The organism is Mycetocola sp. TRD_SC_2, from assembly GCF_055361225.1.
The window spans coordinates 2,506,055-2,530,208 of record NZ_CM143954.1 but is presented as its reverse complement, the minus strand read 5'-3'; the positions used below and the strand labels follow the sequence as shown (position 1 = coordinate 2,530,208).

Annotated in this window: 25 protein-coding genes, 3 tRNA genes and 1 pseudogene; 19 read left to right on the top strand and 10 right to left on the bottom strand. The window is 64.7% G+C overall.

Annotated features, from left to right (window positions below; translation table 11 throughout):
* Nucleotides 1–20: 20 nt before the first annotated feature.
* The 6 genes from ACWA1Q_RS12150 to ACWA1Q_RS12125 form a co-directional block, all read right to left on the bottom strand.
* Complete coding sequence (locus ACWA1Q_RS12150) at nt 21–479, bottom strand: FAD synthase family protein (protein WP_463757661.1); 459 nt, start codon at nt 477–479, stop codon at nt 21–23.
* 30 nt (nt 480–509) lie between these two features.
* Nucleotides 510–2,057, bottom strand: coding sequence for a sugar transferase (locus ACWA1Q_RS12145; RefSeq protein WP_463757659.1), 1,548 nt, complete (start codon nt 2,055–2,057; stop codon nt 510–512).
* Between the two features lie 365 nt (nt 2,058–2,422).
* A tRNA-Phe gene (locus ACWA1Q_RS12140) sits at nt 2,423–2,495 on the bottom strand.
* Between the two features lie 62 nt (nt 2,496–2,557).
* Nucleotides 2,558–2,631: transfer RNA gene (locus ACWA1Q_RS12135), tRNA-Asp, on the bottom strand.
* Between the two features lie 36 nt (nt 2,632–2,667).
* Nucleotides 2,668–2,740, bottom strand: a tRNA-Glu gene (locus ACWA1Q_RS12130).
* Between the two features lie 159 nt (nt 2,741–2,899).
* Nucleotides 2,900–3,394, bottom strand: a complete 495-nt coding sequence (locus ACWA1Q_RS12125) for an inorganic diphosphatase (RefSeq protein WP_121673784.1) — start codon at nt 3,392–3,394, stop codon at nt 2,900–2,902.
* Between the two features lie 47 nt (nt 3,395–3,441).
* On the opposite strand from ACWA1Q_RS12125, the gene tilS reads away from it, so the two are divergent.
* The 17 genes from tilS (at nt 3,442) to cls (ending at nt 18,199) form a co-directional block, all read left to right on the top strand.
* Complete coding sequence (gene tilS / locus ACWA1Q_RS12120; protein ID WP_463757657.1) at nt 3,442–4,482, top strand: tRNA lysidine(34) synthetase TilS; 1,041 nt, start codon at nt 3,442–3,444, stop codon at nt 4,480–4,482.
* Between the two features lie 4 nt (nt 4,483–4,486).
* The gene (gene hpt, locus ACWA1Q_RS12115; protein WP_121673782.1) at nt 4,487–5,038 is read left to right on the top strand and encodes a hypoxanthine phosphoribosyltransferase; all 552 of its coding nucleotides are present in this window, start codon (nt 4,487–4,489) and stop codon (nt 5,036–5,038) included.
* A gap of 132 nt (nt 5,039–5,170) precedes the next feature.
* Complete coding sequence (ftsH, locus tag ACWA1Q_RS12110; protein WP_463757656.1) at nt 5,171–7,171, top strand: ATP-dependent zinc metalloprotease FtsH; 2,001 nt, start codon at nt 5,171–5,173, stop codon at nt 7,169–7,171.
* A 4-nt stretch (nt 7,172–7,175) separates the two neighbouring features.
* Complete coding sequence (gene folE / locus ACWA1Q_RS12105; RefSeq protein WP_463757654.1) at nt 7,176–7,769, top strand: GTP cyclohydrolase I; 594 nt, start codon at nt 7,176–7,178, stop codon at nt 7,767–7,769.
* Nucleotides 7,766–8,578 (top strand): dihydropteroate synthase, encoded by an 813-nt coding sequence (gene folP / locus ACWA1Q_RS12100; protein WP_463757653.1) that lies wholly within the window; start codon nt 7,766–7,768, stop codon nt 8,576–8,578. Before folE ends, folP begins: the two co-directional genes overlap by 4 nt.
* Nucleotides 8,579–8,698: 120 nt before the next feature.
* Nucleotides 8,699–9,325 (top strand): biotin transporter BioY, encoded by a 627-nt coding sequence (locus ACWA1Q_RS12095; protein WP_463757651.1) that lies wholly within the window; start codon nt 8,699–8,701, stop codon nt 9,323–9,325.
* Between the two features lie 41 nt (nt 9,326–9,366).
* The gene (gene folB, locus ACWA1Q_RS12090; protein ID WP_463757650.1) at nt 9,367–9,753 is read left to right on the top strand and encodes a dihydroneopterin aldolase; all 387 of its coding nucleotides are present in this window, start codon (nt 9,367–9,369) and stop codon (nt 9,751–9,753) included.
* Nucleotides 9,750–10,283 (top strand): 2-amino-4-hydroxy-6-hydroxymethyldihydropteridine diphosphokinase, encoded by a 534-nt coding sequence (folK, locus tag ACWA1Q_RS12085; protein ID WP_463757648.1) that lies wholly within the window; start codon nt 9,750–9,752, stop codon nt 10,281–10,283. Before folB ends, folK begins: the two co-directional genes overlap by 4 nt.
* Complete coding sequence (locus ACWA1Q_RS12080) at nt 10,280–10,753, top strand: DUF3180 domain-containing protein (RefSeq protein ID WP_463757646.1); 474 nt, start codon at nt 10,280–10,282, stop codon at nt 10,751–10,753. The genes folK and ACWA1Q_RS12080 overlap by 4 nt, the downstream gene beginning before the upstream one ends.
* The gene (locus ACWA1Q_RS12075) at nt 10,722–11,327 is read left to right on the top strand and encodes a PH domain-containing protein (protein ID WP_463760858.1); all 606 of its coding nucleotides are present in this window, start codon (nt 10,722–10,724) and stop codon (nt 11,325–11,327) included. Before ACWA1Q_RS12080 ends, ACWA1Q_RS12075 begins: the two co-directional genes overlap by 32 nt.
* Nucleotides 11,324–13,099, top strand: coding sequence for a PH domain-containing protein (locus ACWA1Q_RS12070; protein WP_463757645.1), 1,776 nt, complete (start codon nt 11,324–11,326; stop codon nt 13,097–13,099). The genes ACWA1Q_RS12075 and ACWA1Q_RS12070 overlap by 4 nt, the downstream gene beginning before the upstream one ends.
* A complete protein-coding gene (locus ACWA1Q_RS12065; protein WP_463757643.1) occupies nt 13,096–13,845 on the top strand; it encodes a Rossmann-like and DUF2520 domain-containing protein in 750 nt (249 codons plus the stop codon). Before ACWA1Q_RS12070 ends, ACWA1Q_RS12065 begins: the two co-directional genes overlap by 4 nt.
* Nucleotides 13,842–14,696 (top strand): pantoate--beta-alanine ligase, encoded by an 855-nt coding sequence (panC, locus tag ACWA1Q_RS12060; protein WP_463757641.1) that lies wholly within the window; start codon nt 13,842–13,844, stop codon nt 14,694–14,696. The genes ACWA1Q_RS12065 and panC overlap by 4 nt, the downstream gene beginning before the upstream one ends.
* Before the next feature lie 64 nt (nt 14,697–14,760).
* Nucleotides 14,761–16,278 (top strand): lysine--tRNA ligase, encoded by a 1,518-nt coding sequence (lysS, locus tag ACWA1Q_RS12055; RefSeq protein WP_463757638.1) that lies wholly within the window; start codon nt 14,761–14,763, stop codon nt 16,276–16,278.
* A gap of 7 nt (nt 16,279–16,285) precedes the next feature.
* Complete coding sequence (locus tag ACWA1Q_RS12050; RefSeq protein ID WP_463757636.1) at nt 16,286–16,435, top strand: hypothetical protein; 150 nt, start codon at nt 16,286–16,288, stop codon at nt 16,433–16,435.
* Between the two features lie 28 nt (nt 16,436–16,463).
* A complete protein-coding gene (locus tag ACWA1Q_RS12045; protein ID WP_463757634.1) occupies nt 16,464–16,673 on the top strand; it encodes a hypothetical protein in 210 nt (69 codons plus the stop codon).
* A gap of 47 nt (nt 16,674–16,720) precedes the next feature.
* Nucleotides 16,721–18,199, top strand: a complete 1,479-nt coding sequence (gene cls, locus ACWA1Q_RS12040) for a cardiolipin synthase (protein WP_463757633.1) — start codon at nt 16,721–16,723, stop codon at nt 18,197–18,199.
* On the opposite strand, the gene ACWA1Q_RS12035 is transcribed toward cls, so the two are convergent.
* Genes ACWA1Q_RS12035 through ACWA1Q_RS12025 form a run of 3 tightly spaced genes read right to left on the bottom strand, consistent with a single transcriptional unit; the run spans nt 18,185 to nt 19,799 of the window.
* A complete protein-coding gene (locus ACWA1Q_RS12035; RefSeq protein WP_463757632.1) occupies nt 18,185–18,424 on the bottom strand; it encodes a helix-turn-helix domain-containing protein in 240 nt (79 codons plus the stop codon). The genes cls and ACWA1Q_RS12035 overlap by 15 nt on opposite strands.
* Nucleotides 18,424–19,182 carry a hypothetical protein gene (locus tag ACWA1Q_RS12030; protein WP_463757630.1) on the bottom strand — a complete coding sequence of 253 codons (759 nt, stop codon included), beginning with the start codon at nt 19,180–19,182 and terminating at the stop codon, nt 18,424–18,426. Before ACWA1Q_RS12030 ends, ACWA1Q_RS12035 begins: the two co-directional genes overlap by 1 nt.
* Nucleotides 19,182–19,799 (bottom strand): hypothetical protein, encoded by a 618-nt coding sequence (locus ACWA1Q_RS12025; protein WP_463757629.1) that lies wholly within the window; start codon nt 19,797–19,799, stop codon nt 19,182–19,184. Before ACWA1Q_RS12025 ends, ACWA1Q_RS12030 begins: the two co-directional genes overlap by 1 nt.
* 249 nt (nt 19,800–20,048) lie before the next feature.
* Here ACWA1Q_RS12025 and ACWA1Q_RS12020 point away from each other — a divergent pair, with 249 nt between their 5' ends.
* Entirely contained in the window at nt 20,049–22,577 is a 2,529-nt protein-coding gene (locus ACWA1Q_RS12020) for an ATP-dependent Clp protease ATP-binding subunit (RefSeq protein WP_463757627.1), read from the top strand.
* A 56-nt stretch (nt 22,578–22,633) separates the two neighbouring features.
* Here ACWA1Q_RS12020 and ACWA1Q_RS12015 read toward each other — a convergent pair.
* Nucleotides 22,634–23,446, bottom strand: a pseudogene (locus tag ACWA1Q_RS12015) (Ppx/GppA phosphatase family protein).
* A gap of 147 nt (nt 23,447–23,593) precedes the next feature.
* On the opposite strand from ACWA1Q_RS12015, the gene ACWA1Q_RS12010 reads away from it, so the two are divergent.
* Entirely contained in the window at nt 23,594–24,112 is a 519-nt protein-coding gene (locus ACWA1Q_RS12010) for an amino-acid N-acetyltransferase (protein WP_463757625.1), read from the top strand.
* Nucleotides 24,113–24,154 lie beyond the last annotated feature (42 nt).

Here is a 24,154-nt window from a genome sequence, read left to right as displayed (position 1 = left end):
TTTTGTTCTGGAGTCGTAGGTCAGCGACGTTCAACGCTGCTGTTGCTGTCGGAGTCGACGCCGGCGAGGCTGTCGAGGGCGCGGCGCAGAATCGTGCTCGAGGTGGACAGCGTGTAGGGAAAGTAGACGACTTCGACGCCGACGGCGGCGAATTCTCGTTCGAGGCGCATGCCACGCTCGGTTCCCTTCCAGTCGTCGCCTTTGAAATAGACGTTGAAGCCCACGTCGCGCCAGGTGTCGAGCTTGTCCGTGTGCACCTCAGCGATCGCCTCGTCGACGACGTCGATGCTGCGCACGATTTCGAGCCGTTCGACCAGCGGAACCACGGGTGTGATCCCTTTGTTCAACAGCAGCATCTCGTCAGAAACGACCCCCGCGATGAGATGGTCGCACTGGCTCTTCGCGTGGCGGAGGATATTGAGGTGTCCGATGTGGAAGAGGTCGAATGCTCCACCGGCGTATCCGATTCGCTGTGTCATAGGTGTTGTCTCCGGGTTGTGACATTCATGTCAGTAGGCGCCGACGGGCTTGAGCAGGACCTTGACCGTGCGCCAGACGATCATGAGGTCCCCGGTCAAAGACCAGTTCTCGACGTAGTACAGGTCGAGCCGGACGCTTTCGTCCCAGCTGAGGTCGCTTCGGCCGTTCACCTGCCACATGCCGGTCAGGCCGGGCTTGATGTACAGGCGGCGGTGGACGTGGCTTTCATAGGCCTCGACCTCCCGGGGGAGCGGCGGACGCGGCCCGACCAGGCTCATTTCGCCGACGAACACGTTCCACAGTTGGGGAAGTTCGTCGAGCGAGAACTTGCGGAGGACGCGACCGATCCGGGTGACGCGTGGGTCGTCCTTGATCTTGAACAGAAGACCGGATCCCTCGTTCTTCGCGATGAGGGCTTCGAGGTCGGTCTCGGCTGTGGTGACCATCGAGCGGAACTTGAGCATCATGAAGCGGTTTTCGTTGCGGCCGACACGTTCCTGGCTGAAGAGCACCGGCCCGTCATCGTCGAGCTTGATCGCCAGAGCGACGAAAGCAAAGATCGGAGCGAGCGCGATAATCCCGAGGCCCGAGGCCACGATGTCGAATGCGCGCTTGAGAACGTGCTTGCCGCCTTCGAACTGCGGGATCTCCACGTGGATGAGCGGCAGACCCTCGACCGGACGGAAGTGAATGCGGGGGCCTGCGACATCCGTGAGCCGCGAAGCAAGTACCAGGTCTGTTGCCGTTCCTTCGAGCCGCCAGCCAAGGCTGCGGATGAACTCGGCGCCGCCTTCCGGCTGGCCGGCGACGATCACGGCGTCGGCTCCGACCGCTTTCGCGGCGTCGGCCGGGTCAACTCCGGTGAGGACGGTGACGGGCTTGGGGCCCGTGGTGACGGTGTGCAGCTGTTCATCGGCATCTGACACGACTGCGCCAACCACGTTGTATGCGGCTCCCGATTTCTGCTGAATCTGACGGATGACGTACCCGACTTCGTCCAGCGTGCCGACGACGACAGCACGGCACAGGTAGTGATCGTGGTTTCTCTGCGAGATGAGCCACTTACGCCACAACCAGTGGGCAGCTAGGAGCCCCAGAGTCCCAACGGGGAGGGCGAGGAGGAAGTATCCACGCGCGACATCGATGTTGAAGATCAGGAAGAGAATCGCGAGCAAGCCGAACGTTGTCGCACTCGCGTTGACGATGCGCTTGTATTCGCTCGCTCCTGCGCCGATGACCCGGGAGTCCTGGGTGCGGAATGCAGCCAGGGCGACCAGCCACGCCACGATGATGGTGACGGAGATGAGACTGTATTGGGTCTCGACCCGAGCGAAGTCGTTGATCGACTCGTCAAGTCCGAACCGCACGAAGAACGCAAGGCCGACGGCTCCGAACACAGTGATGGCATCCGTCACCTGAAGACGGTGCCGGAAGTTGCGGGACCAGACGCGCTCGGTCGCTTGAGGGGCAGGCGTGGCGGTTCGCGGACTCGGCGCGGTGGCAAAGCGTTCGGAGTGCGCGCGGAAGCGAGGACGCACCGGGCTGGGCGCCACGAGGCGCTGCTTGACCTCCGTCATCGGATTGCCCCAGCGCCGGCGGCTGCGGCCTGGCAATCGGGGTGGGTGGTGGCGGGCATGCTGGCTCCTCTCGGCGGACAGTGAACCCGAGACCTCCCCCAGGGGGTACGGAGCCCGCTTCGAGATTAAAAGCGAGGTTGTCTCATGTTCGGCGTAGTCTCGACAGTAGCGGCCAACGCGAGCGCGGCGGTGCCCCCAGATATAGGGGTGAGGATTCCTCAGTTCTTAACATCGCGTTCATTTCATCCCGATATCCTGCGGGCGCGTAAGCAGAAAGTCAGCGACGGAGTCCGGCGCGAATCGTCAGCGTGCGGAGGCGTTAAATGAAGAAATCCCCGCAAGTAGAAGCCTTACGAGGATTTCAGTGGCTCCGACGGGCGTCGATCCCGTGACCTCACGATTTTCAGTCGTGCGCTCTACCAACTGAGCTACAGAGCCCAACGGCTTAATGCCGCTGGAAGGTGAAAAACCCCTCCTTTCGGAAGGGCTCTTCACTTCAGCGACCCTGACCGGACTTGAACCGGCGACCTCCGCCGTGACAGGGCGGCGCGCTAACCAACTGCGCTACAGGGCCTTACTTTTTTACTTGTACTTCAGTGTAGTAGCTATGTGACCCCAACGGGATTCGAACCCGTGCTACCGCCGTGAAAGGGCGGCGTCCTAGGCCACTAAACGATGGGGCCGAGAGCCTGTGAGGGCTCCGTAACTACCGAGAAGAAGCATACGGGTCTCAGCGCGATTTGCCAAAACGAGATCCGCTGAGCCGAAAAATCAGGGTGCCGGGAACGAAAAACCCCGCAGGCCGGCGTCGGCTGCGGGGTTCTTCGCACGAGAACGGATGCCTAGTGGCTGCCTTCTTCACGCAGCTTGACGATGCCGGCTTCGACAATGGCTTCCGCCTCTGCGGCGTCGCCCCAGCCCTCGATGGTGACCCACTTGTTGGGTTCGAGGTCCTTGTAGCGAGCGAAGAAGTGCTCGAGTTCCTTGCGCGTCTGCTCGGGAACATCGGTGATGTCCTGGATGTGTGCCCAGCGCGGGTCCTTGTGCTGAACGCAGACGACCTTGGCATCGGAGCCGGCTTCGTCGCTCATGTTGAGCACGCCGACCGGACGCACCTTGATGCCGACGCCGGGGAAGACCGGGTACTCGAGAAGCACGAGCGCGTCGACGGGGTCGCCGTCGAGCCCGAGTGTGTTCTCGAAGTAGCCGTAATCGACCGGGTAGCTGAAAGCGGTGAACAGAACCCGGTCCAGGTACACCCGGCCGGTTTCGTGATCGACCTCGTACTTGTTGCGGCTGCCCTTGGGGATCTCTACGACGACGTCATATTCGGCCATGAAGGTTGTGCTCCTTTGGTTCTGAAAGTCTGCAATAACGTTACTTGATGCCCAACAACAGTTCTCGCCGCCATCCGCCGCTCTCCCCGGCGGTCGCCGACGTGCGCCTCGGGGTCCGCCGAGCCCTCACCGCTGTCCGGAGCTCCGGGCTGGCGGAGGGGTCACTCGTGCTTGTGGCACTGAGCGGTGGCCCCGATTCCCTCGCCCTCGCTTCCGCGACGGCTTTCGAGGCCCCGAAACTCGGACTGCGGGCTGGCGCGGTGATCGTCGACCACGATCTGCAGGTCGCCTCGGGCGAGGTGGCGAACCGGGCGGCTGCGGCTGCAGAGCGTCTGGGCCTGGCGCCCGTCGTCGTTCGGCGCGTCGAGGTGTCGCGGGGGAGCGGGCCCGAGTCCGCGGCGCGCGATGCGCGGTATGGAGCACTTGTCGAGGTCGCGGGGGAGACGGATGCCGGTGCCGTTCTTCTCGGTCACACGCTCGACGATCAGGCAGAAACGGTGTTGCTTGGACTGGCCAGAGGCTCAGGCCCAGCCAGCCTCCGCGGCATGGCTCCGGTGAACGGCATCTACCTGCGGCCGCTCCTCGGCATCCGCCGCGAGACGACCCATGCCGCGTGTGCCGCGGAGGGGCTCGAGCCCTGGACGGATCCACACAATTCGGACTCCCGGTTCAGCCGGGTGCGGGTGCGCGACACCGTTCTCCCGACGCTCGAGCGTGAACTCGGACCGGGAATCGCCGACGCGCTCGCCCGCACAGCCGAGCAGCTGCGGGAGGACTCCGAAGCGCTCGACCGCATGGTTGAGGAGATAATCGAGGAGATCTGTGAGCCCGCGGAGGCGGGCATTGCGGTGTCGGTGAGCGCCCTCGCGGTGAACCCGGCGGCACTTCGCAACCGGATTGTGCGCCTCGTCGCGTCGAGCGAGTTCGGCCAGTCGCTTGATCGCGGCCACACTCTCGAGATTGCACGCCTCGTGACCGATTGGCGTGGGCAGGGACCGATCGATGTTCCCGGCATCCGGGTGAGGCGTGACGGGGCCCTGATCGTGTTCACCGCACGCGGGAACGATTCCGAGTCCCGGATAGGATGAGGACATGGAATCGAGCGACATTGCAGGCGACCTTACGACCATCCTCGTCACGGAACAGCAGATCCACGACAAGCTGGAGGAGCTCGCCGCTCAGATCGACTCGGATTACGAAGGCAAGGACCTCCTCCTCGTCGGCGTGCTGAAGGGCGCCGTCATGGTCATGGCTGACCTGTCGCGGGCGATGAAGAAGCACGTCTCCATCGACTGGATGGCTGTTTCCTCCTATGGGGCCGGAACAAAGTCGAGCGGCGTGGTTCAGATCCGCAAGGACCTCGACTCCGACCTCACCGACCGTCACGTGCTCATCGTGGAGGACATCATCGATTCAGGACTCACGCTGTCCTGGCTTCTCGACAACTTCGCGTCGCGTGGCGCGGCATCCATCGAGGTCTGCGCGTTGCTCCGCAAGCCGGAGGCTGCGAAGGTTGAGATCGACTGCAAGTACGTCGGATTCGACATCCCCACCGACTTCGTCGTCGGCTACGGACTCGACTTCGACGAGCGCTACAGGAACCTGCGAGATGTCGCTGTGCTCGCTCCGCACGTTTACGCCTGATCCGCGCGCCGTTCTCCCTTCGGCGAACATAGAGGGCTCGCCCAGCGTTCTGGGGATAGCCTTGAGTTCACGGGGCGTTCGCCGCCCCGCCGTACCTTCAGAAAGGGTGTTGGGCATCCGCTCATCCGAACTATGAACTTCAAGCGCATCTTCAAGGGCCCGCTCCCTTACATCCTGATCGCCATCATTGTTTTCTGGGTCGGGTCGAGCCTGCTCAACGTCAACGGCATGCGCGAAGTCACGACCGATCACGGTCTCGAGCTGCTCAACGACGGCAAGGTCACCGCGGTCACCCTCACCGAGGGCGACAACCGGGCGGACCTCACCCTCGCCAAGGCCGACGGCGACAACGGCAAGCTCGTGCAGTTCTACTACCTCACGGCCCGCGCTGAAGACGTCGTCGCAGCCGTCGATGCCGCAGCGCCCAGCGATGGATTCACCGACAAGGTTCCCCAGCCGAGCTGGTGGCTCTCAGCACTCGGCCTTCTTCTCCCGCTCCTTCTGATCGGTGTCTTCTTCTGGATCATGCTCTCGAGCATGCAGGGCGGCGGATCGAAGGTCATGCAGTTCGGCAAGTCGAAGGCGAAGCTCGTCTCGAAGGAGTCGCCGAAGGTCACTTTCGCGGATGTCGCGGGCAGCGACGAAGCGATCGAGGAGCTTGAAGAGATCAAGGACTTCCTCAAGGAGCCCGCCCGGTTCCAGGCCGTCGGTGCCCGCATCCCGAAGGGTGTCCTGCTCTATGGCCCTCCCGGAACAGGAAAGACCCTGCTCGCCCGCGCGGTCGCGGGTGAAGCCGGGGTTCCGTTCTACTCGATCTCGGGTTCGGACTTCGTCGAGATGTTCGTCGGTGTCGGTGCGAGCCGCGTGCGTGACCTCTTCACCCAGGCCAAGGAGAACGCCCCGGCCATCATCTTCGTCGATGAGATCGATGCCGTCGGTCGCCACCGTGGCGCAGGCATGGGCGGCGGGCACGACGAACGCGAGCAGACGCTCAACCAGTTGCTCGTCGAGATGGACGGCTTCGACCCCAAGGCGAACGTCATCATGATTGCCGCGACGAACCGTCCGGACATTCTCGACCCCGCTCTTCTCCGCCCCGGCCGCTTCGACCGCCAGATCGGCGTCGACGCCCCCGACCTCAAGGGACGCACCCGCATCCTGGAGGTTCACGCCAAGGGCAAGCCGATGGCTGAGAGCGTTGATCTCGACGTGCTCGCGCGCAAAACCCCTGGCTTCACCGGTGCTGATCTCGCCAACGTTCTGAACGAGGCAGCTCTACTGACCGCGCGGTCGAACGCACAGATCATCGACAACCGGGCTCTTGACGAGGCCGTCGATCGCGTCATGGCGGGCCCGCAGCGCCGCAGCCGCGTGATGAAGGACCAGGAAAAGCTCATCACCGCTTACCACGAGGGTGGTCACGCCCTCGCGGCATCAGCCATGCGCAACACCGACCCGGTGACCAAGGTCACGATCCTTCCGCGCGGCCGCGCCCTTGGTTACACCATGGTGCTTCCGCTCGAGGACAAGTACTCGGTCACGCGCAACGAGCTGCTCGACCAGCTCACCTACGCCATGGGCGGTCGAGTCGCCGAGGAGATGGTTTTCCACGACCCGACCACGGGAGCCTCGAACGACATCGAGAAGGCGACGGGCATCGCGCGCAAGATGGTCACCGAGTACGGCATGAGCGCGAACGTCGGAGCCATCAAGCTTGGTCAGTCCAGCGGTGAGGTCTTCCTCGGCCGCGACATGGGTCACCAGCGTGATTACTCGGAGGAGATGGCCGAGACGGTCGACGCGGAGGTCCGCGCGCTCATCGAGCAGGCGCACGACGAAGCGTGGCAGGTTCTCAACGACAACCGTGACATCCTCGACCGTCTGGCTGCCGAGCTCCTCGAGAAAGAGACGCTCGACCACAACCAGCTCGCCGAGATCTTCGCGAACATCCGCAAGCTCCCGCCGCGCCCGCAGTGGCTCTCGAGCTCGAAGCGCCCGGTCTCTGACCACCCGCCGATCGCCGTGCCGATTTCGAAGGCCCCGATCGACCCGGGTGTGACCGACGGAGGCGTCGAGAGTGGCACCCCGCCGGTCCGCGCACCGCAGGTCAACCCCCGACCGGCAACGGCGTAACCCGATGGGGGGCACCGGAGCCGGCCGGATGGACCCGGAACGCATCCGGCGCGCCGTGACGGAACTCCTCGTCGCGATCGGCGAGGACCCGGAACGCCCAGGGCTCGCGCGAACGCCGCAGCGGGTGGCCGAAGCGTACGGGGAGTTCTTCCATGGGCTGGGCGAGAACCCTCTGGATCTTCTGTCGGATGCCATTCCGGTCGGCAGCGACGGACCGGGTGAAGCCGTCGTGGTGCGTGACATCTCCTTCCGCTCCATCTGTGAACACCACCTGCTTCCCTTTCTCGGTGTCGCCCACATCGCTTACCTGCCCGACGAAAAGGTCGTCGGCCTCGGCGCGCTTCCGAGGGTCGTCGATGTGCTCGCCTCCCGACCGCAGGTCCAGGAACGGCTCACCGAAGAGATCGCCGATGCAATCGATCGCGGGCTGAGCGCGCGCGGCGTGCTCGTCGTCCTCGACGCCGTCCACGGCTGCGTCACCACTCGGGGATCGCGGCAGGAGAACTCGTCGACCCTCACCGTGGCGAGCCGCGGAGAACTCAGCGAACCCGCACGGCGGGCGGAGATCATCTCGCTTCTCGCGCGGCCGGGGTCATGACGACCGGTGCCTCGCGGATGCACGTCATGGGCATCCTCAACGTCACGCCGAACTCCTTCAGCGACGGCGGGCAGTACCTCGACCACGCGTCCGCGATCGCGCACGGCAGGGCGCTGGCCGCAGCGGGCGCGACTCTGATCGATGTCGGGGGCGAGTCGACGCGTCCCGGCGCCGAGCGTATTGGCAGCGAGGAAGAGCAACGGCGCATCCTGCCGGTGATCCGCGCTCTCGCTGCCGACGGTATCCGTCTCTCGGTCGACACGATGAACGCCGACACCGCCAGCGTCTCCGTCGACGCCGGAGTCGAGATCATCAACGATGTCTCCGGCGGGCTCGCCGACCCGGCGATGGCATCCGTCGCCGCGGCGACAAATGTGACGTTCGTACTCAGCCACTGGCGCGGTCACAGCGCCGAGATGGACTCGCGCTCCTCCTACGACGACGTGGTGAACGATGTCCGTTCGGAACTGCTCGACCGGCTCGCTGCAGTCGAAGCGGCTGGTGTTGCGCGCGACCGAATCGTTCTCGACCCGGGGCTCGGTTTCGCGAAAACGGCCGAGCACAACTGGGAACTCCTGTCACGGCTGGACGAACTCCAGTCGATCGGCATGCCCGTTCTCGTCGGTGCGTCGCGCAAGCGCTTCCTGGGCGCTCTGCTCGACGACGGGGCGCCCATGACAGACCGTGACCTTCCGACCGCCGTGCTGAGCGCCCTGCTCGCCGATGCGGGGATCTGGGGGGTTCGCGTGCACGATGTCGGTGCGACGACACTCGCGCTCGACGTGCACAAGCGACTCCGCTGCCGTTAGAGGTTTCCGTCACAGATTGTCGTTCCGGCTTGCGCCGACACAACAACCGGCGACCCCTCGATTACGGATAGTGTGTTCTGCAGTGCCGCCAACGCGGCATGTGCGCATCTGGGAGAACACATGACGACTGCAACCCTTGCCCCATCGAGACTGACCATCGCCGACCGCGTTGTGCCCCGCACCGTGGCGAACAACATCGCGCTCATGCTCGTCGGCGTCGCCGTTGTCAGCGCGACGGCCCTCATCGAGATCCCGATGTGGCCGGTTCCGGTCTCAGGGCAGACGCTCGGCGTCCTGCTCGTCGGTGCGTCGCTCGGCGCCTGGCGCGGCGCAGTGTCACTCGCCACCTACATGCTGCTCGGCCTCGCGGGCATGCCGATCTTCGCCGGTGCGACCGGCGGCATCGCAGCCCTCGCCAAGCCGTCGTTCGGATTCATCATCGGCTTCATCGCCGCCGCTGCCTTCATCGGCTGGCTCGCGGAGCGCAACTGGGACAAGCGCCCGGTGCTGTCGCTGTTCGCGTTCCTCGGAGCGAGCCTTGTGCCGTTCCTGTTCGGAATCCCGTACCTCGGCATGATCCTCGGCACGATGGGCCTCGCCAACGACATCGGAACCCTCCTTGCGGTCGGTTTCTACCCGTTCATCGCCGGTGGCGTCGTGAAATGGCTGCTCGCCGCGTCGATCCTTCCGGTCGCCTGGCGCCTGGTGAAGTCGGTCGACGACAAGCGCGACGCGAACCCGGCCTGAGAGCGCATGTCGCTCCGGGCGGCAAACCAGGAAGTGGCAACGTGACTACCGCCGACAGCATCATCCTGACCGGACTCCGCGTGCGGGCACACCACGGGGTCTACGACTTCGAGCGGGAGAACGGCCAGGACTTTTTGATCGACCTCACCGTGGGTGTCGACCTCTCGGCAGCGTCGACGTCGGATGATGTGGCACAGACCATTCACTACGGCGAACTTGCCGAGCGGGTGGCCGCCGCCGTGGCATCCGACCCGGTCGATCTCATCGAGACGGTCGCCGAGCGCGTTGCCGCCCTGGTGCTCTCCTATCCCGCAGCGAAGAGCGTGCGTGTCACCGTGCACAAACCGGATGCCCCGATCTCGGTCCCGTTTACCGACGTCGCCGTCAGCATTGAACGGTTCGCCCGCAACCCGCAGTCGGCTCGATGATGTCGCCCATTCCCCGCCCGAACATCCACCCCCCGGTTCGCCCGCCAGCTCCGGCGAAGGTCGTGCTCGCATTTGGGAGCAACCTTGGTGATCGTGCCGGCACCATCCGTGCCGCGATCGATGCGCTCCCCGCCCGCGGCGTCACCGTGACGGCCGTGTCGACTCTCGTCGAATCGACCGCTGTGAAGCCCGATGGCGAAGACGAGGCGGCGCCGCGATACCTCAACGGTGTCGCGCTTGCCGAAACCGCGTTGCCCCCGCACGCCCTTCTCCGGGCCGTTCACGCGATCGAGGCCGAGTTCGGACGTGTGCGGAAAGAGCACTGGGGCGATCGAACGCTCGACATCGACATCATCGCGTACGGTGACATCCGGCTCACTGATTCCGATCTCGTTCTCCCTCACCCGCGGGCTGCTGAGCGGGACTTTGTGCTCGGCCCCTGGCTCGAGATCGCCCCGGACGCGGTGCTGCCCGGTGCCGGACCGGTCGCCGGCCTTCTCCAGCGCCGCGGTTCGAGGAGCGACACGTGAACCGCACGCGAGCGACTCCGCTGATCGGCCTCGCCGCTCTCGGGTTCGTCGCCGGATTCCTGCTCGAGTACGGCCTCGAGGCGTTCGGGCGGGCACTGCTCGTGCCGCCGGTCACGATGCCACTCACCCTGGTGGCGATCGCCATCATTCTCCTCGGCTTTGCCATTCCGATCCGCCGCACGGTGACAGGCAAACGGCAGGCGCGAATCGACCCGTTCAAGGCCATGCGCGTCGTTGTGCTCGCGAAGGCCTGCAGCCTCGTCGGCTCGCTGCTCACCGGCTCTGCGCTCGGAGCACTCGTGTACTTCGCGACCCGCCCGGTACTGCCCGCGCTAGGCTCGATGTGGCTCGCGATTGCCTCCTGCATCGGTGCAGCGGCGCTCACGGCCGCCGGACTGATTGCCGAACACCTCTGCACGCTCCCGAAGGATGAAGATGATGACGCACCCGGAGCAACCCTGGACTCCTGACTCGACACTCCCTGAGCCGGTCGGCGAACAAGCGCCAGCGCGGCTGCAGACGGGGGAGATGGTTGCCGATCCCGACGAGAGCGAAGCCCCCGCACCGCGCCGTATCGATACGGCCGGCGAGTGGAGACGGGTGTCACCGAAGTACATTCTCGTCGACCTCATCGGCTCCGCCATCGCCGCCGTCTTCGTGATAGCCGCTGCCGTCGTTTTCTGGTTGATCTTCGAGCAAACCTGGTCATGGTGGGTCACGGGCGGTCTGCTCCTCGCCATCGTTCTCGGCGCGCTTTTCACGCCCCGTCGCATCCGCTCCATCGGGTACCAGTTGAGGCAGGACGACCTGCTGTTCCGTCGCGGCATCATGTGGACCCGCATGGTCGCTGTTCCCTACGGCCGGATGCAGCTCATCGACATCAACCGCGGCCCTGTCGCTCGCGCTTTCGGACTCGCAGAACTGAAGTTCGTCACGGCGTCTGCGGCGACGGCGATCGTGCTCCCGGGACTGCCCGCCGAAGAAGCTGAAGATCTGCGCGACCACCTCGTCGAGGTCGCCGAGAGCAGACGGACGGGCCTATGACCGACGAGACGGATGCTCCGCGCCCGCCACTCGGGAACCATCCTCCCCAGCAGCCCGGCTACGGGGCAGTACCGGAGCCCGCCTACGGGTCAGCACCGCAGCCCGGCTACGGGTTACCGCAGTCCGGCGACGGCACGGAACCGCAGCCGGGATATGCGCCGCAGCAAGCGTATGCGCCGCACCAGCAGCCGCAGAACCAGCGAAACCTCACCGACGGTGAGTGGCATCGCCTGCACCCCGCGACGCCTCTGCTCCGAGGCGGTATCGCGTTCCTCGCCATTACAGGTTTCGTCATTGCAAACCTGCGCGAGCGGCTGATCGAGCTGTTCCTGCCGGGCGCCGGCGACATCGATGAAGAGAACTACGACCCTCTGACCTATGTCTGGGAGCACGGCTACGTCGGTCTCGCACTGCTCGCGGTCTTCGTCGTCCTTCTCGTCGTGATGGCCGGTTTCTTCCTGTCGTGGCGCATGCACACCTTCCGGGTGACGGACGAAGCGGTCGAGGTGCGCAGTGGCATTCTGTTCCGCACGCACCGCAACGCCAAGCTCGACCGCATCCAGGGTGTCGGAATCTCCCGCCCGTTCCTGCCCCGCCTCTTCGGCGCGGCCAAGATGGAGGTGTCCGTCGCCGGAGCGGACGCGAGCGTGAAGCTCGAGTACCTGTACTCCCGCGACGCCGACAACCTCCGACGCGACGTCCTCACCCTCGCGTCCGGCGTGCGCCTCGCCGAAAAAGGTCTTGCCCCCGCGCCGACCGTCGGGCCGGATGGCATCGAGAACGAGCAGGTGATCAGCCGGATCGTCAACGAACGGGTCTCCGAGTTCCTCGCTCCCGAGCTCGACCCGGGTACCGCGCCGCCCGAATCCGTCGTGCGGATCCCGGTCGGCCGCCTCATCGGGTCGACGGTGCTCAGCATGGGTTCTGTACTGATCGTCGCCCTCGCCGTCGTGATGATTGTTTCGCTCGTCAACGGCCAGATCTGGTCACTGTTCTGGTTCATCCCCAGCGTGATCGGGCTCGGCAGCTACTTCTGGTCCACCATCACCAAATCGCTTCGGTACTCGATCGCCGGCACACCGTCCGGTGTGCGGATCGGATTCGGGCTGTTCTCGACGAGCAACGACACACTCCCTCCGGGGCGCGTGCACGCGATCGAGATCTCCCAGTCCATTCTGTGGCGCCCGTTCGGCTGGTGGCAGGTCAAGATCAACAAGGCTGGACTCTCGGCGGAAGACGCGATCGGAGGCAAGGGCAACACGACGGTCCTTCCGGTCGGCACCCTCACCGACGTCTCCCGCGTGGTCGAGCTCCTGCTCGGACTGCCGCCCACCGAAGACCTCCGCGACAAATTGCAGCTGGCGATCAACGAGCCATCACGCTCCGGTTTCACGCTTTCGCCCCGGCGCGCACGCTGGTTCGATCCGTTCGCGTGGAAGCGGACCGGCTACTCGCTGCGCGACGGCCTGCTCCTGTTCCGCAAGGGCGTCGTCTGGCGCAAGCTCGACATCCTTCCCCTCGCCCGCATGGTGAGTTTCTCCATCTCGCAGGGACCCGTCGAGCGGATGTTGCGCCTCGCTTCCGCTCGCGCCCACACCGTGCTCGGACCGATCACCCCCACGCTGCCCGTCATCGGCACGGCCGAGGCCGCGCGTCTCTACGAGGAAGTCTCGGCGGGAATTGTTGCCGCGTCACTCACTGACCGCAGCCACCGCTGGGCGCAGGTTTCGGCAGCTCAGGACACCCCGTCGTTGCCGGAAAGCTCATCGTGACGGCACGAGCCGGACGTCTGGGCATCGGGATCATCGGGGCAGGCAGGGTCGGTCCCGTCCTCGGCGCGGCACTCGCCGGTGCCGGTCACGCGATCACCGGGATCAGTGCCGTCTCCGACGAGAGCAGGGATCGCGCCGAAGCGATGCTTCCCGCTGTGCCGATCCTCGACATCCCGAGCATCGTCGAACGCAGTGAACTCGTCATCATCGCGGTGCCTGACTCCCAACTCGAGTCGCTCGTCGCCGGACTCGCGGCGACGTCGAGCTGGCTCCCCGGCCAACTGGTGATGCACACCGCCGCCGGTTTCGGAACTTCGGTGCTTGCCCCGGCGCAGGCCCAGGGAGCGATCCCGCTCGCGATTCACCCCGCCATGGACTTCACCGGTACGAGCATCGACATCACTCGCCTCGCCGAAAGCTGGTTCGCGGTGACCGCCCCGACGCCGGTTCAACCGATCGGGCAGGCACTTGTCGTTGAGATGGGCGGGGAACCTGTCCTCGTCGCCGAGACGGATCGTCCCGCCTACGCCGAAGCGATCGAAATCGCGACGGCGTTCTCCCGGTCCATCGTGACACAGGCCACCGGCATCCTCTCGCGGATCGGGGTCGAGCATCCCGGTGGGTTCCTGTCGTCGCTCGTGCGGTCTTCCGTCGACAATGCGCTGCAGCAGGCGGGTCGCCCGGACTCACTGGAAGAGGAGCTCGGCGATGGGCTGCCGCCACCTGCCGGTACCATCGGTGAGTGACAAACAGTATCGCTGACATCCGTTCCCGCATCGCCGACGCCCGTCAGGCAGCGATCGGCGCTGGGAACCCGCGACCGAAAGTGGTACTCGTACCCACGATGGGTGCGCTGCACGCCGGACACCTCGCGCTCGTGGATGAGGCATCACGGCTCGGCGACATCGTCGTCGTGTCGATCTTCGTGAATCCGCTGCAGTTCGGCCCCAGCGAGGACCTCGACAACTACCCCCGCACGCTCGAGCAGGACGTTGCCCAGCTCGCCGACCGCGGAATTTCGCTTGTTTTCGCTCCGACAGCCACTGAAATGTACCCGGACGGCGACGCCGGCATCCGGCTGACGGCGGGAGATATCGGCGCCAGTCTCGAAGGCGCGACACGGCCGGGCCACTTCGACGGAATGCTGACCGTCGTCGCCAAGCTGTTTCACATCGTCGGCCCCGATGTGGCCGTCTTCGGCGAGAAGGATCGCCAGCAGCTGTTCCTCGTGAAGCGGATGGCGAAGGACCTCAACTTCCCCGTGGAGGTCCGCGGCGTCGAAACGGTGCGCGCTGCAGACGGCCTCGCCCTGTCGAGCCGGAACGTCTACCTCGATGCGAGCGACCGCAGGGCGGCCCTTGCGCTGTCGGCAGCGCTCGCGGCGGCGGCACGCAGCGACAACGCCGCAGACGCCCTGCAGGCCGCAAACGCCGTTCTCGCCGCAGAGCCGCGGGTCGACCTCGACTACCTCGCTCTCGTCGACCCCACCTCTTTCACCCCCGTCGACCCCGAACACCGCGGCCGGGCGATCATGCTCGTCGCAGCCCGGGTGGGCAGCACCCGCCTGATCGACAACCGCACGATTTCGATCGGCTGAGGCCTGCGCCTCGAGACTCCGCTCGCACCGTAAACTGGGGCGACCCCACAAGGAGACGCTTTTTATGACTGCCCCCACGCCAGACCAGCCCGTCGAACCGACCGCTGAAGAAATTTCCGAGCAGAAAGCCGTTCGACTGGCGAAGCGGGCGCAGCTCATCGAGAACGCGAAGGATGCCGCCGGCGGCGCGTACCCGGTCTCGGTTCCGATCACGACCACCATCCCGGCGGTGCGCGAGAAGTATGGTCACCTCGCTGCAGACGAGACCTCCGGCGATGTCGTCGGGGTCGCCGGACGCATCGTGTTCCTCCGCAACACGGGCAAGCTGTGCTTCGCGAGCCTCCAGTCCGGTGACGGCAGCCGCATCCAGGCGATGGTGTCTCTCGCGGAAGTGGGCGAAGAGTCCCTCGCGTCGTGGAAGGAACTCGTCGACCTCGGCGACCACCTCTTCGTTTCAGGCGAAGTTATCTCCAGCCGACGTGGTGAACTGTCGATCATGGTGCGCGAGTGGACCATCGCATCGAAGGCGATCCTCCCGCTCCCGAACCTGCACAACGAGCTCAGCGAAGAGAGCCGCGTCCGCAGCCGATACCTCGACCTCATCGCCCGCGATCAGGCCCGACAGAACGTCATCCAGCGCTCCAAGGCTGTCGCCAGCCTGCGCCGCACCTTCACCGAGCGCGGCTATCTCGAGATCGAGACCCCGATGCTCCAGGTGATGCACGGCGGAGCATCCGCTCGCCCCTTCGTCACCACGTCGAACGCGTTCGACACCGAGCTCTTTCTGCGCATCGCTCCCGAGCTGTACCTCAAGCGAGCGGTCGTCGGCGGCATCGACCATGTCTTCGAGATCAACCGCAACTTCCGTAACGAGGGTGCGGACTCGACCCACAGCCCCGAGTTCGCGATGCTCGAGGCATACGAGGGCTACGGCGACTACAACTCGATCGCCGACCTCACTCAGACTCTGATTCAGGATGCCGCGCTCGCTGTCGCAGGATCCCACACGGTGACGTGGGCGGACGGCACCGAGTACGACCTCGGCGGCGACTGGGACCGGATCTCGATGTTCGACAGCCTCTCCGAAGCCGTCGGCCGCGAGATCACCCCCGACACCCCGATCGAGGAGCTCAAGGAGCTCGCCGATCGCGAGGGGATCGTCGTTCCTCACCCGATCCACGGCAAATACATCGAAGAGCTCTGGGAGCACTTCGTCAAGTCCGCTCTCGTTCGGCCGACCTTCGTGCGCGACTTCCCCGTCGACACGTCACCACTTGTGCGCGCTCACCGGTCAATCCCCGGTGTCGTCGAGAAATGGGACCTCTACATTCGGGGCTTCGAGCTCGCGACCGGGTATTCCGAGCTCGTCGACCCCGTCGTGCAGAGGGAACGTTTCGTCGAGCAGGCACGACTCGCCGCTGGCGGCGACGTCGAGGCGATGCGTCTCGACGAGGAGTTCCTCCGTGCCCTCGAGCACGGCATGCCCCCGACCGGAGGAATGGGAATGGGCATCGACCGACTGATGATGGCGCTGACCGGACTCGGTATCCGCGAGACCATCCTGTTCCCCCTCGTGAAATGAGCGAACGATGAGCGATTACCTTCCCAAGGAAGAACTGAACCCCAAGGATCCGCGGAAGCCATCGACGAACCGCGTCATCATCTGGATCATCGTCGGCGGCATCGGTGCGTACCTCGTGATCTCGGGTGTCATCGGCATCGTCTCCGGGGGCAGCTGAGCACGATCGGCGGGGTATCCTAGTCACAATGGACAACTACTGGGTCAACGCAATTTGGTCGCTCATTCCGACGGTTCTCGTCGGAGTGATCTTCTGGGCCGTTCTGCGCGGCATCATCCGCGCGGACCGCGTCGAGCGCGCTGCCTATGCTGATCTCGAAGCCTCCGAGCGAGCCAGGCTCGGCCTGCCGCCCGCGCCGTCGAACGCCCAGGGTGGGTCGGCAGAAAGCTCGGTCTGATCCGCCGGTAGGCTGGACGCACCCTTCCCGACGACAGGAGCCGGTGCGTGGACCTAGCGTCGCTGTGGGCGAGTATCGCCGATGACTGGACGCTCGTCCTTTTCTTCGTCATCGACTTCATCATCCGGGTCATCGCGATCATCGTTGTTCCCCGGAACCGCAGGCCATCGGCCGGCATGGCGTGGCTCCTCGCGATCTTCCTCATCCCCTATGTGGGCGTGATTGCCTTCATCGTCATCGGCCACCCCAAATTGCCGAGAAAGCGACGCGAGATCCAGGACGAGATCAACGATTTCATCCGGATCGCGGGGGAGAACCTGCCCAAGCAGGAACTGCAGCCGGGCCGCCCGCTGTGGTTCACGAACCTCGTCAAGCTGAACCAGAACCTCGGAGCCCTTCCGCTCCTCGGCGGTAACGAGGCCGAGCTGCTCGGCGACTACAACACCACGATCGCAGCGATGACCGCCGAGATCGATGCCGCTCAACGCCACGTCCACGTCGAGTTCTACATCCTCAGTTGCGATTCGACCACCGCGCCGTTCTTCGACGCTCTCGAGCGTGCGGTGAAGCGCGGTGTCACGGTGCGGGTCCTGCTCGACCACGTCGCCAACCTGCGTACCAAGGGTTACTCAAAGACCAAGCGTCGCCTGGACCGGACCGGTGCCGAGTGGCACCTCCTCCTTCCGCTCCAGCCGTGGCGCGGAAAGTTCCAGCGTCCTGACCTCCGGAACCACCGCAAGATCCTCGTTGTCGATGGGGTCGTGGCGTTCATGGGATCGCAGAACATCATCGACCGCAGTTACAACAAGCGCGGCAACCTCCGCAGGGGACTGCAATGGCAGGAGCTCGTTGCCCGGGTCGAAGGCCCCGTGGTCGGTGGCATCAACGCCATCTTCCTCAGTGACTGGTACAGCGAGACCGGCGAGCTCGTGAGTCGTGAGGTCGACGTGACGGACCCCGATCTCGAGAATGGTGACCTGGATTGCCAGGTGGTGCCGAGCGGTCCCGGTTTCGACGGTGAAAACAACCTCCGTCTCTTCCTCGGCCTCCTGTACGCAGCGCAGAAGCGCATCGTCATCACGAGCCCGTACTTCGTGCCGGACGAGTCGATGCTCTACGCCATCACCACCGCGGTTCACCGCGGAGTCCCTGTTGACCTCTTCGTCTCCGAGATCGGCGACCAGGCGCTCGTCTATCACGCGCAGCGCTCCTACTATGAGGCGCTACTCCGCGCCGGGGTCCGGATATACCTCTACCCGGATCCGTACATTTTGCACGCGAAGCACTTCACCATCGACGACGATGTCGCCGTGATCGGGTCGAGCAATATGGACATGCGGTCGTTCGGGCTCAACCTCGAGGTCTCGCTCATGGTCCGGGGAGAGTCCTTCGTCTCCGACATGCGCGCGGTCGAAGACGGTTACCGGCAGAAGAGCCGCGAACTGACCCTCGACGAATGGATGAAGCAGCCATTGCGCTCGACCGTTCTCGACAACCTCGCGAGGCTGACCTCAGCCCTCCAGTGACGACGCGCGCACGAGCAGGTCTCCGACCTCGCAGTCGAGGGCATCGCAGATCGCAACCAGCGTTGAGAAGCGAATCGCCCGCGCCCGGTCGTTCTTGAGCACGGACAGGTTGACGATGCTCACGCCGACCCGCTCACTCAGTTCGGTGAGGGTCATTGACCGCTCGGCGAGCAATTCGTCGAGCCGACACCGGATGCCGGTGGGCCCGTCATCTGCGCCGCTCACTAGACGAGGCCTCTCGTATCGCTTTGAATCCGTTCGCCCATGCGGAACGCCGCAGCAACGGCGACGAGGGCCAGCCCGATAAAGATCGGCCAGAATTCGATCGATGCCGCGAGTGACGGTTCCGGCAATCCGTGTGCGAGCGCGTCGGTCGGCTCGACCGCAGTGCTCGACGCCCATCCGTCGATGCGGAGTGTCTGCTCCGAGGCGAGGAAATCTCCGATCGCATTCAGGACTTGCCAGACGATCCCGCCGATTCCGAGTGTGATACCTGCGCCGGTCAGCGCGGTCGTGACCGACGATGCGAACGGAGCGTCGCTTCTGAGCTGACGGCAGAGCATCGCTACCACGGTAGCGAGGAGGACGAAAACCGCGCCTTCGACGAGGGTTCCCCCGGCGAGGAACAATCGTGCAGGCAGGTCGAGTCCCTCGACCCGAACGTCGGCGACAGTGAAGCCCCCGGCCACCACCTCCGCCGTCGGCCCCGTGATATCGAAGACGCCCGGACGAGGTTCCGGCCAAAAGGAGGACACAGGAATCGACACGTCGACCTGGGGCGCAACCAGGGTAGAGACGACGGACCAGAGTGTTCCGACGGTCACCAGAGCCGCGTAAACGATCGCGCCGACCATGGTGACGCGGAGGACGGATGAGTCACGAGCCACACGGTCGGAGGTCTTCCGTCCGGTCACAAGCGAGACAACGCCGATGCCGATGAGGACACCGATGATCGCGACGGCGAGGAGAAGGAGCGAGCCCATCAGACAAGTCCCTCGGTTTCGCGCTGCAACCGTTCTCCGATGGAGAAAGCCATCGAGACGAGAGCGAGGGCGAAGCCGACGATGAACGGAGTGGAGTCAATGTGCATCATCATCGGAAACTCGGTGCCGATGGGGTCGGTGTTGAGCTCGGTGGCGACCTGAAAGTTCCCGAAGCCGTACAGGGCCTGACCGAACATGCCTCCAGCGAGGACGGTGACGGCCAGCGCTGCGATGAGACGGCGGAGCGCCGTAACGAACGGACGGCCGTCGAGGAGCTGCCGGCAGAGCACGACGATGGCAATGGCGATCATGACCTGCACGAGGACGAGAAGAAGGGTGCCGCTGCCCAGGAGGAGGCGTGCGGTCATGGTCAGGCCCTCGACGGTCATCTCTGCGGTCGTGGTCTCTCCGCGCACGATGGCTGCCCGACCGTCGGTCTCAACGTCGGTCAGGAAGATGCTGACAGGCTGGGTGACTGCCACGCCTTCGCTGGTCAGCGTCTGGATGAACCCGAAGACGCCGATGATGAGCGCGCTGCCAGCGAAGAGGACGCCGAGCACGGAACATACCTGCAGGAGGCCGGTATCCATTCGGCCGAGAATCGGCTTGAGAGCCATGCGAAACCTCCAACGATTATCGATAACAACGAATATCGATAACTTATCGATAGTCGTTATGGCTGTCAATCATTTTGCTGCTTGCGTTTCGAGCGGAAGTCCGGCTCCTCAATCTTCCGGGCGCTGGGCTGCCGCCTTTCGCGCAGCTTCGCTGCGCGCACAGCGAACAAAGCACATTTCGCAACCAGCGGTGGTTACGCTCTTTCTAACGGTGTCCCCCACCCTGCCCGGACGCCCAAGGAGCGAATTATGTTTGAGAGATTTACCGACCGCGCTCGTCGCGTCGTTGTTTTGGCCCAGGAAGAGGCCAAGATGCTCAACCACAACTACATCGGAACCGAGCACATCCTGCTCGGTCTCATCCACGAGGGCGAAGGCGTCGCAGCCAAGGCACTCGAGTCCCTCGGAATCTCGCTGGACGCTGTCCGCGAGCAGGTCCAGGACATCATCGGCCAGGGCCAGCAGCAGCCGACCGGTCACATCCCCTTCACGCCGCGCGCCAAGAAGGTGCTCGAGCTGTCGCTCCGCGAGGCACTTCAGCTCGGCCACAACTACATCGGAACCGAGCACATCCTGCTCGGTCTCATCCGCGAGGGCGAGGGTGTCGCTGCTCAGGTACTCGTCAAGCTCGGTGCCGATCTCAACCGCGTTCGCCAGCAGGTCATTCAGCTCCTGAGCGGTTACCAGGGCAAAGAGACCGCTGCCGTCGGCGGCAACACGACGGAGACGACCGCGCAGGGCGGATCCCAGATCCTCGACCAGTTCGGACGCAACCTCACGCAGGCTGCCCGCGACAACAAGCTTGACCCGGTCATCGGCCGCGAGAAGGAAATCGAGCGGGTCATGCAGATCCTGTCCCGCCGATCGAAGAACAACCCTGTTCTCATCGGTGAGCCCGGCGTCGGCAAGACCGCGGTCGTCGAGGGACTCGCGCAGGCGATCGTCAAGGGCGAAGTGCCCGAGACGCTCAAGGACAAGCAGCTGTACTCGCTCGACCTCGGTTCGCTCATCGCGGGAAGCCGCTACCGCGGTGACTTCGAAGAGCGTCTGAAGAAGGTCACGAAGGAGATCCGCACCCGCGGTGACATCATCGTCTTCATCGACGAGATCCACACGCTCGTGGGAGCCGGTGCCGCTGAGGGCGCAATCGACGCCGCCAGCATCCTCAAGCCGCTCCTCGCCCGTGGTGAGCTGCAGACCGTCGGCGCGACAACGATTGACGAATACCGCAAGCACTTCGAGAAGGATGCCGCGCTCGAGCGCCGGTTCCAGCCGATCCAGGTCGCTGAGCCGTCGCTTCCGCACACGATCAACATCCTCAAGGGACTCCGCGACCGCTACGAGGCGCACCACAAGGTGTCCATCACGGACGGCGCACTCGTTGCCGCCGCGAACCTCGCCGACCGCTACGTTGCCGACCGGTTCCTTCCGGACAAGGCCATCGACCTGATCGACGAGGCCGGCGCCCGCCTGCGCCTCTCGATCCTGTCGAGCCCGCCCGAGCTCCGCGAGTTCGACGAGAAGATCTCGGTCGTTCGCGGTGCCAAGGAGACGGCAATCGAGGACCAGGACTTCGAGAAGGCGGCATCGCTCCGCGACGAGGAGAAGAATCTCCTCGGCGAGCGTCTTCGTCTCGAGAAGCAGTGGCGCTCAGGTGACGTCAAGACCACAGCGACGGTCGATGAGGGACTCATCGCCGAAGTCCTCGCGCAGGCCACCGGCATCCCGGTCTTCAAGCTCACCGAAGAAGAGTCGTCGCGACTCGTCTTCATGGAGAAGGCGCTGCACCAGCGCGTCATCGGCCAGGAAGAAGCGATCTCGGCCCTGTCGAAGACCATCCGCCGCACCCGTGCCGGTCTCAAGGACCCGAAGCGTCCGTCCGGTTCGTTCATCTTCGCCGGCCCGACCGGTGTCGGAAAGACCGAACTCGCCAAGGCGCTCGCGGAGTTCCTGTTCGACGACGAAGACGCGATCATCTCGCTCGACATGAGTGAGTACGGCGAGAAGCACACGGTCTCACGGCTGTTCGGTGCTCCTCCCGGATTCGTCGGCTTCGAAGAGGGCGGGCAGCTGACCGAAAAGGTCCGCCGCAAGCCGTTCAGCGTCGTGTTGTTCGATGAGATCGAGAAGGCTCACCCCGACATCTTCAACTCCCTCCTCCAGATTCTGGAAGAGGGACGGATGACGGATGGCCAGGGCCGCCTCGTTGACTTCAAGAACACCGTCATCATCATGACCACGAACCTCGGTTCGAAGGGCATCGCCGGCGGACCGGTCGGTTTCCAGGTCGAGGGTGACACCACCGCGACATACGAGATCATGAAGGCAAAGGTCACCGAAGAGCTCAAGAAGCACTTCAAGCCCGAGTTCCTCAACCGTGTGGACGACACCATTGTGTTCCCGCAGCTGTCGAAGCCGGAACTGCTGCAGATCGTCGACCTCTTCGCGAAGCGACTGAGCGAGCGCCTGCTCGACCGCGACATGACGATCGACCTCACCCTGTCGGCGAAGGAGCGCCTGATCGAGGTCGGGTTCGACCCGGCCCTCGGTGCGCGCCCGCTGCGTCGCGCCATGCAGAACGAGGTCGAGGACCGCCTGAGCGAGAAGATCCTGCACGGTGAACTCAATTCCGGCGACCACGTTCACGTGGACTTCGTGGACAACGCCTTCACGTTCCTCACCACCCAGCGTGAAGAAACCGTCGGAGCCGGCCTGAACTCGGGCCGCTCGCTCGGTACGGGTTCGGCCACGCCGGACCTCGCCATCACCAGCGAATAAGACGCAACGACGAAGGGCCGGGGAGAGATCCCCGGCCCTTCGTCGTTTGTTCGGTGTCAGACCATCCGGTCGAGATACCGCAGCAGCACACCCTCGCGAGTGGCCCACGGCGAGACATCGAGTTCGCGAACGCCGAAGGCCGCCATCGCCTCACTGAGCACGATGCCACCTGCCACGATCTGGAAGGTCCGGTCTGGCGTGATGCCGGGGAGGGCCGGCCGGGCGTCAGCCGGGATGCGGGCAAGTCGCGGTACTCAGTCGTCGAGCCGGTTGCGGCGAAGGGTGAGGCGGTCCTCGTCGCCGACGCCGTCGGACTCCGACCCCGCGAGCCGGGCCAGGGAACGGATCGTCTTCGACGACCCGACGATCTGGCCGGGCTTACCGAGCTGGGTGAACTCCGCTCGTGCGGCCTCGAGCACACCCCTCGCGTGCTCGCGCAGAGCGCTCTGCTGGGCAGGGGTCGGCGGATCGTTGTGCAGGAACCCGATCGTCGAGCGACCGGCGCCCAAAGGAAGCGACAGGGCGACATCCGGTTCTTCATTGTTCCCCAGCGCGATCTCGAGTGAACCGCCACCGATATCGAACAACAGGATGTTTCCGGCTGACCAGCCGTACCAGCGCCGCACGGCGAGGAAGGTCAGGCGTGCTTCGTCCTCCCCACTCAGGACCTGCAGATCAAGACCGGTCTCCCGTTCAATGAGGGCGAGCACCTCCGGCCCGTTGGACGCCTCGCGAATCGCGGACGTCGCCATCGGGAGAAGCTCGTCCAGATTGCTGACACGCGCGATCTCGGCTGCCGCGCCGATGGACTGCACGAGCGATGTGACGCCCTCGTCGGTGATCGACCCATCGGTGTCGATGTAGCGCATCAGGCGCAAAACCGACTTGTGCGACGCCTTCGCAACCGGACGGGCGCCGGTGTGTGCGTCGACGATCAGCAGATGGACGGTGTTTGAGCCCACATCGAGCACTCCGAGTCGCATAACGACAGGGTACCCCTCACTAAACTGAGACACATGACGACTCCGGGGGCCCGCGACTACACCGTGCGGCGTGCCCGCACCTCCGACGTTCCCGCCATCCGAACGCTCATCGAGCCCCTCGTTGCCGAGCGCATCCTCCTCGGCAAGGAACGTGTTGTCTTCTACGAAGCGGTCCAGGAATTCCGGGTCGCTGAGACGCCGGACGGCACCCTGATCGGATGCGGAGCGCTCCACGTCATGTGGGAGGACCTCGGAGAGGTTCGAACGCTCGCTGTCGCGAGCGACTGGCTCGGCGCTGGAGTCGGGTACGCGATTCTCGAGCGGCTTGAGTCGGATGCCCGTGAGCTGGGTCTGACGCGACTGTTCTGTCTGACGTTCGAAGTCGGGTTCTTCACCCGCAACGGGTACGGCGAGATCGGGGAAGGGGTCATCGACCCCGAGGTGTACTCCGAAATGGTCCGGTCGCCTGACGAGGGTGTGGCTGAGTTCCTCGACCTCGCGCGGGTGAAGCCCAACACCCTCGGGAACTCTCGCATGCTCAAGCTGCTCTGATTGCTCATTTGTTGATCCTCTTGTGAGGTTCCCTCACGGGCG

Coding starts and splice junctions, on each gene's coding strand:
- ACWA1Q_RS12030 (WP_463757630.1), bottom strand. CDS start 19,182: ATGGGCTCGCTCCTTCTCCTCGCCGTCGCGATCATCGGTGTCCTCATC.
- tilS (WP_463757657.1), top strand. CDS start 3,442: ATGCCCAACAACAGTTCTCGCCGCCATCCGCCGCTCTCCCCGGCGGTC.
- ACWA1Q_RS12075 (WP_463760858.1), top strand. CDS start 10,722: ATGACGCACCCGGAGCAACCCTGGACTCCTGACTCGACACTCCCTGAG.
- folK (WP_463757648.1), top strand. CDS start 9,750: ATGATGTCGCCCATTCCCCGCCCGAACATCCACCCCCCGGTTCGCCCG.
- ACWA1Q_RS12095 (WP_463757651.1), top strand. CDS start 8,699: ATGACGACTGCAACCCTTGCCCCATCGAGACTGACCATCGCCGACCGC.
- folP (WP_463757653.1), top strand. CDS start 7,766: ATGACGACCGGTGCCTCGCGGATGCACGTCATGGGCATCCTCAACGTC.
- ACWA1Q_RS12125 (WP_121673784.1), bottom strand. CDS start 3,394: ATGGCCGAATATGACGTCGTCGTAGAGATCCCCAAGGGCAGCCGCAAC.
- ACWA1Q_RS12050 (WP_463757636.1), top strand. CDS start 16,286: ATGAGCGATTACCTTCCCAAGGAAGAACTGAACCCCAAGGATCCGCGG.
- hpt (WP_121673782.1), top strand. CDS start 4,487: ATGGAATCGAGCGACATTGCAGGCGACCTTACGACCATCCTCGTCACG.
- folE (WP_463757654.1), top strand. CDS start 7,176: ATGGGGGGCACCGGAGCCGGCCGGATGGACCCGGAACGCATCCGGCGC.
- ACWA1Q_RS12025 (WP_463757629.1), bottom strand. CDS start 19,799: ATGGCTCTCAAGCCGATTCTCGGCCGAATGGATACCGGCCTCCTGCAG.
- ACWA1Q_RS12020 (WP_463757627.1), top strand. CDS start 20,049: ATGTTTGAGAGATTTACCGACCGCGCTCGTCGCGTCGTTGTTTTGGCC.
- ACWA1Q_RS12150 (WP_463757661.1), bottom strand. CDS start 479: ATGACACAGCGAATCGGATACGCCGGTGGAGCATTCGACCTCTTCCAC.
- ACWA1Q_RS12145 (WP_463757659.1), bottom strand. CDS start 2,057: ATGACGGAGGTCAAGCAGCGCCTCGTGGCGCCCAGCCCGGTGCGTCCT.
- ACWA1Q_RS12070 (WP_463757645.1), top strand. CDS start 11,324: ATGACCGACGAGACGGATGCTCCGCGCCCGCCACTCGGGAACCATCCT.
- ACWA1Q_RS12045 (WP_463757634.1), top strand. CDS start 16,464: ATGGACAACTACTGGGTCAACGCAATTTGGTCGCTCATTCCGACGGTT.
- ftsH (WP_463757656.1), top strand. CDS start 5,171: ATGAACTTCAAGCGCATCTTCAAGGGCCCGCTCCCTTACATCCTGATC.
- ACWA1Q_RS12010 (WP_463757625.1), top strand. CDS start 23,594: ATGACGACTCCGGGGGCCCGCGACTACACCGTGCGGCGTGCCCGCACC.
- lysS (WP_463757638.1), top strand. CDS start 14,761: ATGACTGCCCCCACGCCAGACCAGCCCGTCGAACCGACCGCTGAAGAA.